At 35.3% G+C, this 12,668-nt stretch carries 10 protein-coding genes; 4 read left to right on the forward strand and 6 right to left on the reverse strand.

Annotated features, from left to right (window positions below):
* Positions 1-4 precede the first annotated feature (4 nt).
* The 6 genes from rplD to rpsL form a co-directional block, all read right to left on the reverse strand.
* A complete protein-coding gene (gene rplD, locus QO200_RS01260; protein ID WP_371535361.1) occupies positions 5-634 on the reverse strand; it encodes a 50S ribosomal protein L4 in 630 nt (209 codons plus the stop codon).
* Positions 634-1,251, reverse strand: a complete 618-nt coding sequence (rplC, locus tag QO200_RS01265) for a 50S ribosomal protein L3 (RefSeq protein WP_371535363.1) — start codon at positions 1,249-1,251, stop codon at positions 634-636. Before rplC ends, rplD begins: the two co-directional genes overlap by 1 nt.
* A 153-nt stretch (positions 1,252-1,404) precedes the next feature.
* Complete coding sequence (rpsJ, locus tag QO200_RS01270) at positions 1,405-1,710, reverse strand: 30S ribosomal protein S10 (RefSeq protein WP_011963470.1); 306 nt, start codon at positions 1,708-1,710, stop codon at positions 1,405-1,407.
* An 11-nt stretch (positions 1,711-1,721) separates the two neighbouring features.
* A complete protein-coding gene (gene fusA, locus QO200_RS01275) occupies positions 1,722-3,878 on the reverse strand; it encodes an elongation factor G (RefSeq protein ID WP_371535365.1) in 2,157 nt (718 codons plus the stop codon).
* A gap of 10 nt (positions 3,879-3,888) precedes the next feature.
* Entirely contained in the window at positions 3,889-4,365 is a 477-nt protein-coding gene (gene rpsG / locus QO200_RS01280; protein WP_091091578.1) for a 30S ribosomal protein S7, read from the reverse strand.
* 73 nt (positions 4,366-4,438) lie between these two features.
* Positions 4,439-4,822, reverse strand: coding sequence for a 30S ribosomal protein S12 (rpsL, locus tag QO200_RS01285; protein ID WP_022828353.1), 384 nt, complete (start codon positions 4,820-4,822; stop codon positions 4,439-4,441).
* Positions 4,823-5,096: 274 nt separating this feature from the next.
* On the opposite strand from rpsL, the gene QO200_RS01290 reads away from it, so the two are divergent.
* The 4 genes from QO200_RS01290 to rlmB all read left to right on the forward strand — a co-directional run bounded on the left by QO200_RS01290 (position 5,097) and on the right by rlmB (position 12,383).
* Entirely contained in the window at positions 5,097-6,797 is a 1,701-nt protein-coding gene (locus QO200_RS01290) for a hypothetical protein (RefSeq protein WP_371535368.1), read from the forward strand.
* A gap of 85 nt (positions 6,798-6,882) precedes the next feature.
* Positions 6,883-10,110 (forward strand): SusC/RagA family TonB-linked outer membrane protein, encoded by a 3,228-nt coding sequence (locus QO200_RS01295; protein WP_371535371.1) that lies wholly within the window; start codon positions 6,883-6,885, stop codon positions 10,108-10,110.
* Between the two features lie 3 nt (positions 10,111-10,113).
* A complete protein-coding gene (locus QO200_RS01300) occupies positions 10,114-11,583 on the forward strand; it encodes a SusD/RagB family nutrient-binding outer membrane lipoprotein (protein ID WP_371535374.1) in 1,470 nt (489 codons plus the stop codon).
* A gap of 65 nt (positions 11,584-11,648) precedes the next feature.
* A complete protein-coding gene (rlmB, locus tag QO200_RS01305) occupies positions 11,649-12,383 on the forward strand; it encodes a 23S rRNA (guanosine(2251)-2'-O)-methyltransferase RlmB (RefSeq protein ID WP_371535376.1) in 735 nt (244 codons plus the stop codon).
* Positions 12,384-12,668 lie beyond the last annotated feature (285 nt).

A 12,668-nucleotide genomic window follows, 5' to 3' on the forward strand; every position in this document is an offset into this window, starting at 1 on the left:
CCTATTATTTACTTAAATTTTCTTCAATTATCTCCAAAGAGCTTTCTAAAAGAACTAGGTTATTAGCGTTAAGAATAGCATAAGTACTTAATTCTAAGCTACTTACTACGCTAGACGCCTTTAAATTGCGTGACGACAAATATACATTTTTATTCGCATCGCCCAACACAAATAGAGATTTTTTATTTTCTAACTCTAAAGCTTTCAAAACATTAATGAAATTTTTAGTGTTTGGTGTTTCAAATTTAAAGTCTTCAAGAACAATAATATTTGCCTCTTTTGCTTTAATTGAGAAAGCAGATTTTCTTGCCAAACGTTTCAAGTTTTTATTCAATTTAAATGAATAACTTCTTGGTCTTGGTCCAAAAACCGTTCCACCACCTTTAAACAATGGATTCTTTGCACTACCCGCACGAGCAGTACCAGTTCCTTTTTGTTTTTTAATCTTACGTGTACTTCCCGCTACTTCAGCTCTTTCTTTTGCTTTGTGCGTTCCTTGTCTTTGATTAGCTAAATACTGCTTAACATCAAGGTATACTGCGTGATTATTTGGTTCAATTGCGAATACTGAATCAGAAAGTTCAACCTTTCTTCCAGTATCTTTTCCGTTGAAATCTAATACTTTTACTTCCATTACTTGTGAATGATTACATAAGAGTTGTTACATCCAGGAACGCATCCTTTTATAACAAGTAGATTCTTTTCAGCAACTACTTTTAAAACTCTAAGGTTTTGAACGTTTACATTTTCTCCTCCCATTCTTCCAGCCATACGCATTCCTTTGAATACCCTAGATGGATAAGAAGAAGCTCCTACAGAACCCGGCGCTCTTAAACGGTTATGTTGACCGTGAGTTGCTTGACCAACACCACCAAAACCGTGACGTTTTACAACCCCTTGAAAACCTTTACCTTTAGATACACCTTGTACATCTACAAATTCTCCTTCTACAAACATAGAAACATCTATAAGATCTCCTAGTTTTTGTTCTGTTGCAAAATTCTGAAATTCAACGACTTTTTTCTTAGCTACAGTTCCCGCTTTTTTAAAGTGACCTAAAGCCGCTTTTGTGGAATGTTTCTCGTTTTTGTCATCGAAACCCAGTTGCAACGCTTCGTACCCGTCAACACCAATGGTTCTGACTTGGGTAACAACACAAGGACCAGCTTCAATTACTGTACAAGGAATATTCTTCCCGTTTTCATCGAAAATACTAGTCATGCCGATTTTTCTACCAATTAACCCAGACATAAATATTAATTATTAATTATTAAATATAAAAATAGAACACATCATTTAAGTGGAACTCATTTTTAAAGTGGTGCAAAAGTATAACTTATTTACACACAATCCAAAAAAAATTTCCACTTAAACAAAGTGCCCTTTTTACTCTTAAGTAAATCCTTAAACTTTGATCTCTACTTCAACTCCACTAGGCAATTCTAATTTCATTAAAGCATCAATAGTTTTAGATGAAGATGAATAAATATCAATCAATCTCTTGTATGACATTACTTCAAATTGTTCTCTCGCTTTTTTGTTAACGTGTGGAGAACGTAGCACTGTAAAAAGTTTTTTGTGAGTTGGTAATGGAATTGGTCCTGTTACTACTGCACCGGTACTCTTAACCGTTTTTACAATCTTCTCAGCAGACTTGTCTACCAACATGTGATCGTAAGATTTTAGTTTTATTCTGATTTTTTGACTCATTTTCTTAAAGATTAAGCGTTTCCTTTTGCTTTTTTAATTACTGCTTCTGAAATATTAGAAGGAGTTTCCGCATAATGTGAAAATTCCATAGTAGATGTTGCTCTACCAGATGATAACGTTCTTAATGTCGTAACATAACCAAACATTTCTGACAACGGCACATCAGCCTTAATAGTTTTAGCACCAGCTCTATCACCCATATCATTAACCTGACCTCTACGACGGTTGATATCACCTACGATATCTCCCATGTTTTCTTCTGGTGTAATAACTTCCATTTTCATGATTGGCTCAAGAATAACAGCACCTGCAGCTTTAGCAACTTCTCTATACCCCATTCTTGCCGCTAACTCAAAAGAGAGTGCATCAGAATCGACAGGGTGAAAAGATCCGTCAGTTAAAGTTACTTTTAAACTATCCACTTGATAACCAGCCAAAGGACCCGTTTTCATAGCTTCTCTAAATCCTTTTTCTACAGAAGGAATATATTCCTTAGGTACGTTACCACCTTTTACAGCGTTAACAAACTGTAAACCTACAGGAACTTTACCATCAACTTCATCAGCTGGCTCAAGTTTAAATACGATATCACCGAATTTACCACGACCTCCTGATTGTTTTTTGTATGTTTCTCTGTGAATTGCAGTTTTTGTAAAAGCTTCTTTATATTCAACTTGAGGCTCACCTTGGTTTACTTCAACTTTGAATTCACGACGCATTCTATCTACTAAGATATCTAAGTGAAGTTCACCCATACCCGAGATAATAGTTTGCCCTGAAGCCTCATCCGTTCTAACAGTAAACGTTGGATCTTCTTCAGCTAATTTAGCCAAAGCCATACCCATTTTATCTACATCAGCTTTAGTTTTAGGCTCAATTGCAATACCAATTACCGGCGCAGGGAATTTCATACTTTCTAGGATAATTGGGTGTTTTTCATCACACAATGTATCTCCAGTTTTAATATCTTTAAACCCTACTGCTGCTCCAATATCACCTGCTTCGATATAATCGATTGGGTTTTGCTTGTTAGCATGCATTTGATATATTCTTGAGATTCTTTCTTTGTTTCCAGAACGAGTGTTCAAAACATAAGAACCTGCATCTAAACGTCCTGAATAAGCACGGAAGAAAGCTAAACGTCCTACGAAAGGATCTGTAGCAATCTTAAATGCTAAAGCAGCGAACGGCTCTTTAACATCTGGCTTACGAATGATTTTAGTTTGATCTTCTTCTAATAATTCAGCATCATCAGGATGAATCCCTTCGATACCTTCTTTATCCATTGGAGATGGTAAGTATTTACAAACTGCGTCCAACATAAATTGAACACCTTTGTTTTTAAAAGAAGAACCAGCAATCATTGGAATGATAGCCATGTCCATTACAGCCGCTCTTAACGCAATGTTGATTTCTTCCTCTGTAATAGAGTTTTCATCTTCCATGAATTTTTCAAGCAAATTCTCATCATAATCAGCTACTGCTTCAATAAGAATTGATCTGTATTCTTTAACTTCTTCAAGCATATCTTCAGGAATAGGCACAATATCATAAGTCGCTCCTAAACCTTCTTCATGCCATACAATAGCTTGGTTTTTCACCAAATCCACAACACCTCTGAAATCATTTTCTTCACCAATTGGCAAAGTGATTGCAACTGCGTTTGATTTCAACATATCTCTTACTTGCTGACATACCATCAAAAAGTTAGATCCTTGTCTATCCATTTTATTAACAAAACCAATACGCGGTACACGGTATTGATCTGCTAATCTCCAGTTTGTCTCTGATTGAGGCTCTACACCATCAACAGCACTAAACAAGAAAACTAAACCATCCAACACACGTAATGAACGATTCACCTCTACGGTAAAATCAACGTGTCCTGGAGTATCAATAATATTAAAGTGGTAAGGTAACGTCTCCGGTAACGGCTTTCCTTGTGTAGTTGGAAAATTCCACTCACAAGTTGTAGCAGCAGAAGTAATTGTAATACCTCTTTCTTGCTCTTGAGCCATCCAGTCCATTGTTGCAGCACCATCATGTACTTCACCAATTTTATGTGATTTACCAGTATAAAAAAGAATACGCTCTGTTGTTGTTGTTTTACCAGCATCAATATGAGCAGCAATCCCTATATTTCTTGTATATTTTAAGTCTCTAGCCATTTCTTATGAATTAAAATCTAAAGTGAGAGAATGCTTTGTTAGCCTCTGCCATTTTGTGAGTATCCATTCTTTTCTTAACAGCTGCTCCTTCTTCTTTAGCCGCAGCTAAACATTCTGAAGCCAACCTTTGAGCCATAGACTTTTCATTTCTTCTTCTTGCATAAAGTATTAACCACTTCATTGCCATAGAAATTTTTCTGTCTGGTCTAATCTGCATTGGAATTTGAAATGTAGCTCCACCTACTCTACGACTACGTACTTCTACGTGAGGCATAACGTTTGCTAAAGCATCTTTCCAAATGTCTAATGATGGTTTTTCTGCATCTTGCTTTTTAGCTTCTATAATGTCAATTGCATCATAAAAAACTTTAAAAGCTGTTGATTTCTTACCATCCCACATTAAGTTGTTCACAAAACGTGTTACCAATTGGTCGTTAAACCTTGGATCTGGTAAAAGTGGTCTTTTCTTTGCCGCTCTTTTTCTCATGTCTTTTTTTTAATAAAATACCATACTTATTTAATCGCAATAAATCACGACACTACAAATACATTATTTTAAATTACTTTTTTGCTTCTTTTGGGCGTTTTGCTCCGTACTTAGATCTTCTTTGCGTTCTTCCTGCTACTCCTGACGTATCAAGTGCACCACGAACGATGTGATATCTAACTCCTGGTAAATCTTTTACCCTTCCACCCCTAACTAATACTATCGAGTGCTCTTGTAAATTGTGTCCTTCACCAGGGATGTATGCATTTACTTCATTACCATTTGTCAAACGTACACGCGCTACTTTACGCATTGCAGAGTTTGGTTTTTTTGGTGTTGTAGTGTAAACACGCGTACAAACCCCTCTTCTTTGAGGACAAGAATCTAAAGCAACCGATTTACTCTTCTTAGTCATCTGAGTTCTTCCTGTTCTTACTAATTGTTGAATTGTTGGCATAATTAATACTAAAAATTTATTATGTATATTTAATTCCCGCTTTTTACGGGGTTGCAAATGTATAAAATATTTTTCACTCCACAAACGTTAATTGATTAATTTTTACCACAAGTAAACATTTGTTATTTAACCTAATAAAGAATCTCCGTTATCTCTCCCGAAGCAAAAACAACTTCCCGATTTCAAGGCTATTTTTAATATGCTTGCTCGGCGATTTGATTTTTACATCAAACCTTCGTTATTTGCATTACTTTTATAAAAACTTAAATTCAAATTGAAATATTTTTTAATCCTTTTTATTCTTCTCATGGCAAGCCTGAATTGTCATGCTCAAAACTTTGAATTGCAATTAACCGGCAACAGCGTTCTAGAAAACAAAATAATTGACTCCTTAGGCTACATTTCAAAACATAAAAACATAAAATCTTTAAGCACCGAAATCGAACAAACCTCGCAAAAACTATCGAAACTAGGCTATATCCAAAACAAAGTAACGGAGCAGCTTAAGATAAATGACACAACCTATATCGCACGCTTCAACTTAGGCACGCAAACAAAATACATACATATATATGTAGGCAAAATAAAAACCACAGTAAAACTGCTATTGCCCAACACAAAACAAGACACCATCTTCCTAAATTACACCGTCATCGAAAATTTTTTAAATCAGAACACGATCGCTTTAGAAAACAAAGGCTATTCGTTAGCCAAACTTAAACTGACAAACATCCAACGAAAAAAAAACACACTTTTTGCCGAACTTTCATTTGAATCAGAAAATCAAAGGAAACTTAATTCTATTGTAATAAAATACACAAACAAACTACAGAATACCAATTTCCCAGCTAGCTACTTAGCACAAATAAACCGCAAATACAAAAACAAAATATTCAACCAAGACCTGGTAGCTAAAATTCACAATGAATTTAAAACCTACAATTTCATAACCCAAACAAAATACCCAGAAATATTATTCACAAAAGACTCTACCAAAGTTTACCTGTATCTAGAAAACCGGAAATCAAACACTTTTGATGGCTTCATAGGGTTCAGCAATAACGAAAATAAAAAAATAACATTAAATGGCTACCTCGATCTAACATTAGAGAACACCTTGCAAGTAGGCGAACAATTCTCGCTTTATTGGAAAAGTGACGGAAACCAGCAAAGAACATTCAACACATCCCTAGAACTCCCCTACCTTTTTAAAAGTCCGATTGGACTTAAAGCACAATTAAACATTTTCAAACAAGACAGTACCTTTCAAAATACCAAAACCGAAATCGACATCAGTTATTTTATTAATTATAATACCCGTTCCTATATAGGATATCAATCAACTGTATCCAGCGATATACAAAACAGCGACAACACCATCATCACCGATTACAAAAATAAATTTGTAACCGCAAATTTAAACTATTCAAACCGCGACTATACAAGCACTTTGTTTTTCGAAAAATCATCGGTAGCATTAAAAACCGGTTTAGGCAAAAGAGAAACAGACAACCAAACAGAAAACAGCGAAAAAAACAAACAATTCTACATAGAACTCCAGGCTATGCATAATTTCTACTTTAATGCAAAAAATAATATTAACATAAAAACGCAAAACTACTATCTACACAGTTCCGACTATTTAGACAATGAATTGTATCGTTTTGGCGGAGTAAATTCTATCCGAGGATTTACAGAAAACAGTCTGGCAGCAAATTTCATGACTTCCATTATTACAGAATATCGATATATCGCCTCACCGAACCTTTATTTCCATACTATACTGGACTATTGCAGACTAACCACATCTAGTACAACCGACAACAAAACAAATTTACTAGGAATAGGAATAGGAATGGGCGCCAAAACAACTACTGGCCTACTAAAAATATCATTAGCAAATGGCGGAGTAGAAAGTAAAAAAATATATTTATATAACACAATCATTCACATAAGTTACAATGTTAAATTTTAGATGCGTGCATAAAAAAGCTTTTATTTTATTAGGAATGTTAACAAATTATTAAGATTTTTGTGTTACTAATTCAAAATAATTAAAAATGAAACTAAAGTTCAATGGAATCTTAGTACTACTTGTAGTACTGATGGCGCAACTAACTTTTGCGCAAGAGAGAGTTGTGACAGGAGTCGTTTCTGACAATGCAGGAATGCCTATACCAGGTGTAAGTGTATTAGTTCAAGGAACAAAATCTGGCACACAAACTGATTTTGACGGGAAATACGCTATCAAAGCAGCTCCAAGTCAAATCTTACTTTTTAGCTACATTGGGATGAAAACCCAATCACTAGCAGCTAAATCATCACTTGTTAACGTTACAATGATTGGTACTGCAGTAGAACTTGAAGGAGTAGTAGTAACTGCTTTAGGTATTAAGAGAGAAAAAAAATCATTAGGTTATGCAACTCAGGAAATAAAATCTGATGAGTTAAAATCTGGAACTTCAAGTGGAAACTTCTTAAATGAGCTTTCTGGAAAAGTGGCAGGTGTTAACATCACAAGAAACACAAACTTTGGTGGATCTACTAGTGCGATATCTCGTGGTATCAAATCTATCGGTCAAAGTAATGAGATGCTTATCGTGATTGATGGAATGCCTATCAATAATTCAAACACTTCTATCAACGGTTTAACCGCCCAATCAACTGGTAGAGAAGGATATGATTATGGAAATAATGGTATGGACATCAACCCCGACGATATCGAAAGTGTTAACGTTCTTAAAGGAGCCGCAGCGTCAGCGCTATATGGTTACCTAGCAGGAAATGGAGTATTGATGATTACTACTAAAAAAGGTAGATCTAAAAAAGGATTAGGAATCACTGTTTCATCTGAAGTAGTATCTGGTTCTATTGACAAAAGCACTTTTATTAAATATCAAAAAGAATATGGTGCAGGTTACGGTGAATCTTACGACAGTGATAAAAATGTTTACTTTGATGCTGATGCATCAGCAGGTGATGCTTTCGACCCTACTTTAAACTTATTCCAATGGGATGCATACTCTGCTTACCCTGGAAATGCAAATTATGGTAAAGCAACTCCATGGGTTGGAGCTAAAAATGATCCTACTAGCTTTTTCAAAAACTCGCTTTCGCTTGTAAACAGCGTTTCGTTTGAAGATGCTAACGACAAGAGTAATATGGTTTTTAACTATAGTAATACTAAGCAAACTGGAATTTTACCTAATAGTGATTTGAATAAAAACAACTTTAGTTTAAAATTAAATCATCAATTTACAGATAAATTATCACTTAGCTCTTTTGCTAACTTTTCTAATCAAGCTACAACAGGTAGAAACTTGACTGGATATGGTGATAACTTCGTTACTGGTTTCCGTCAATGGTGGCAAACTAATGCTGACATCAAACAACTTGAGCAAGCATACAACGCCTCAGGAGAACAAAACATCACTTGGAACAGAACTTCAGCTACTGACGGAAGCCCAGCGTTCTGGAATAATCCATATTTTGAACGTTACAAAAACTATCAAAATGATTCTAGAAACCGTTTTGTAGGTTATGCAAATTTAACATACAAAATTAACGATTGGCTTTCTGCAACAGGTAAAATATCTACAGATACTTACTCTGAAATACGTGAAGAAAGAGTTGCTGTTGGTTCAGTAGCAAAAACTTTCGGTATCAATAGATTAGACGAAACTTCAGGTTACCAACGTTATAACGGGAACTTTTCTGAGCAGAATTATGATTTAATTCTTACGTTTAAGAAAGATTTTGGTAAAGATTTCAATTTAACTGCACTTGTAGGAGGAACAGCAAGAAGAAATGTTTTCAATTCTATTACAGCTTCTACTCAAGGTGGGCTAATTGTTCCAGGATTATACGCTCTTGACAACTCACTTTCAACAAGTCCATACGCATATGAAAGGGCTAATAAAAGCGGAGTAAATAGTTACTACGGATCAGCTTCTTTAGGATATAAAGACTTCTTATTCTTAGACGCTACTTCTAGAAGAGACGCATTCTCAAACTTACCAGTAGGAGATAACTATTTATTTAGTAATTCTGTTTCAGGTAGCTGGGTTTTCTCAAGCAACATTGAAACAAATTGGTTATCTTTTGGAAAAGTAAGAGGAGGTTATTCTGAAAGCCCTCTTGGAACACCAGGATTAGCACTAGTTGATACCTATTCAAAATCTGATGCTTTTAACGGACAACAACAGTACTCAGTAAACAGTACCAAAAACAATCCAGACTTACAACCAATTAAGACACAGACTTATGAAATAGGTCTTGAAACACAAATGTTCAAAAGAAGACTTGGATTTGATGTAAGTTTATATAAAAACATTAATGACGGAGAAGCTGTTAGCGTGCCTTACTCAACTTCTACTGGAAACTCTGCTCGTTATTTGAACGCAGCAACTATTGAGAATAAAGGTATCGAACTTCAATTTAATGCGACTCCAGTAAGAACAGCTAATTTTGCTTGGGACATCAATTTAAACTGGTCTAAAAACGAAAACTTAGTAACTAAATTAGCAGACGGAGTAGACAACTTACAAGTTAGCTCATTTCCTGGTACTGTTACATTGAATGCAGAAGTAGGACAACCTTTTGGAGTATTAAAAGGTACAGATTTTACTTACACTGCTGATGGCCAAAAAATTATAAACCCTACTACTGGTAAATATGTTATCAACACTAATACTAATAACATTATTGGTAATGTAAACCCTGACTGGGTTGGAGGTATTCGCAATAAATTAACCTACAAATCATTATCTTTTAGCTTCTTAATAGATATCAAACATGGAGGAGATGTATTCTCTACTGATCAATGGTATGGTGTAGGAGGAGGATTAGGAGTACAAACAGTTGGAAACAACGATCTAGGCAATCCAAAAAGAAATTCTCTTGCTGACGGTGGTGGTGTAATACTACCTGGTGTTTATGCAGACGGAACGCCAAATACAGTAAGATCAGCATATTTTGCTGGAGGAGCTATTACTGAGGCTTACGCTGGAGGAACTGGAGCTAGAAAAGCTTATGTATACGATGCTGGTTTTATTAAATTAAGAGAAGTAAACATTACTTACAACTTCCCAACAGCACTTGTATCAAAACTGAAGTTAAATGATATGAAAGTATCTCTTGTTGGATCAAACTTATGGATCATCCAAAAAAATCTTCCAGATGCTGACCCAGAAAGTGGGGTAGGTTCAAATGCTGGCTCATTAGGACTGTCTATTGGTTCTTTACCAACAACTAGAAACATTGGTTGCAACCTAACAATAAAATTTTAAACTATGAAAAATAAACTGCTTATATTAATACCGGCTATCAGTCTTTTTGTATCGTCATGCAGTGATGACATTACAGGACTGAATACGGACACAAAACGCGCCACAGTAACAGAAGCAAACTTCCTATTTACAAGCGCAGAACATGCAATGATGGATCAAGTAACAAGTACGTCTGTAAATTACAACGTATTTAGATTATTTGCACAACAATGGACAGAAACACTATACCCACAAGAAAGTCAATATGACCTTACCGGTAGAAAAATTCCTGACACGCATTGGACTGTTTATTATCGTGATGTTTTAAGAGATTTTAAAGAAGCAAAAGACTTGTTAATTGCACAGAAAGCAACTTTTACAGGATCAGCTACTGAAGCAAAAGCTTTAAATAATAAAATAGCTATACTTGATATATTAAGCGCTTACTCTTATAGTGTTTTAGTTGACACTTTTGGGGATGTACCCTATACTGAATCTTTGGATATTATTAAATACCCACAACCAAAGTATGATGACGCTCAAACGATATACAAGGATCTTATTGCTAAACTAACAACTGCTTCTAGTTCTTTAGATGTTAGTGCAGGAAGTTTTGGAAGTGCTGATCTAGTATACGGAGGAGATGCTGCAAAATGGAAGAAATTTGCAAATACACTTCGTTTGAGAATGGCGATAAACATGGATGATGTTGACCATGCATATGCGACAACTCAAACTTTGGCAGCTATAGCAGCTGGTGTAATTACTACTACTGCTGATAGCGCTTACCTTAAATACGCATCTGTACAACCTAATACAAACCCACTTTATGTTGATTTAGTAGCAAGTGGACGTAATGACTTTGTACCTGCAGATACATTTGTAAATAAGTTAAATGCACTTAGTGACCCACGAAGAGCTAAATACTTCACTCCATTTCCAGTGGGATCAACGACTTATAAAGGAGGAGTATATGGTGTACTTAATACTTATGCTAACTTTTCTCATCTTACAGAAACTATTAAAACACCTACTTATCCAGGAGTTTTACTTACTAATTCTGAAGTTGAATTCTTATTAGCCGAAGCTGTAGAAAGAGGTATTGCAGTAGGCGGTACAGCTACATCTCATTATAATGCAGCAATTACTGCATCATTACAAGACTGGGGTGTTGCTAGTGCTGATATTGTTACTTACTTAGCAAGAACAGATGTAGCTTATGCAACTGCGACTGGGACATGGAAACAAAAAATAGGTGAGCAATCATGGATTGCTTTGTTTAACAGAGGTTTTGAAGCTTGGACATCTTACAGAAGATTAGACTTCCCAGTATTAAAAGTTCCTACTGTAACCTTCGGTGACATTAAGGAAGTTCCTAAACGCTACTCATATCCTGGAGCAGAGGAAACTATCAATGCTACTAATTTAGAAGCTGCTTCTACTAAACTAGGAGGAAATACTGTAATTAAACACGTATTTTGGGATAAACTTTAATTATCATTTAAATATTATTAAAACCATCAGCGAAAGCTGGTGGTTTTTTTTTATATCTTTGCGACATGGAAAAAGAACATCAAATATTTGGGATTAGAGCAATAATCGAGGCTATTCAAGCAGGTACAACGGTAGATAAAGTCTATATTCAAAAGGAAGCAAGTAGCGAACTAATGAAAGACTTGATGAAAGTGATGAAGCGTGCCAACGTGAACTTCTCCTATGTTCCTGTAGAAAAACTAAACAGACTAACACCTAATAACCACCAAGGTGCTGTAGCAAGCATCTCACCTATTTCCTTTTTTGATCTAGAGACCTTAATTGACACAGTAGTAGAAAATGGAAAAAAGCCTTTATTTCTTATCCTAGATCAAATTTCAGATGCACGTAACTTTGGTGCGATCATCAGAACAGCCGAATGTACAGGAGTAAATGGTATTATAGTACAAAAAGCAGGGTCAGCACCAGTAAATGGTGACACGGTAAAAACATCAGCAGGCGCTGTATTTAATATCCCCATTTGCAAAGTAGAACATATCAAGGACGCAATTTTCCTTCTTCAAGCGAGCGGAATTAAAACTATTGCTGCAACCGAAAAAACCGACACAACCATCTATGATATTTCTTTAAATGAAGGAGTAGCTATAATAATGGGATCAGAAGACCGAGGTGTAAACCCTTCTGTTTTAAAAATTGTAGATGAAAAAGCTAAACTACCTATGTTCGGAACTATTGGTTCCTTAAATGTCTCTGTAGCTTGCGGTGCTTTTTTATATGAGGTAGTACGACAAAGAACCTAAACAAACATATCTTAACTTTCAAAAGAGAATCAGTACTTCGGTATTGATTCTCTTTTTTTTTTTTTACAAATCCCATATTATTGCTGCCCCAACGTATAAAACACCTATATTATTACAACAATTATAGATTAAAATGTTATAATTATATGTTTCCCCCCAATCTCAATACTAATTTTGCCGCCTACTGACTATCAATTTACTCACAACAACAGGAAGAAAAAGAACACAAAAGCCAATTAAATCAAACCTTTGCATGATTTTAACACGAACAACAACATATGTTCA

Origin of the sequence: Flavobacterium sp. Arc3 (assembly GCF_041431375.1) — a bacterium.
Taxonomy (GTDB): domain Bacteria; phylum Bacteroidota; class Bacteroidia; order Flavobacteriales; family Flavobacteriaceae; genus Flavobacterium.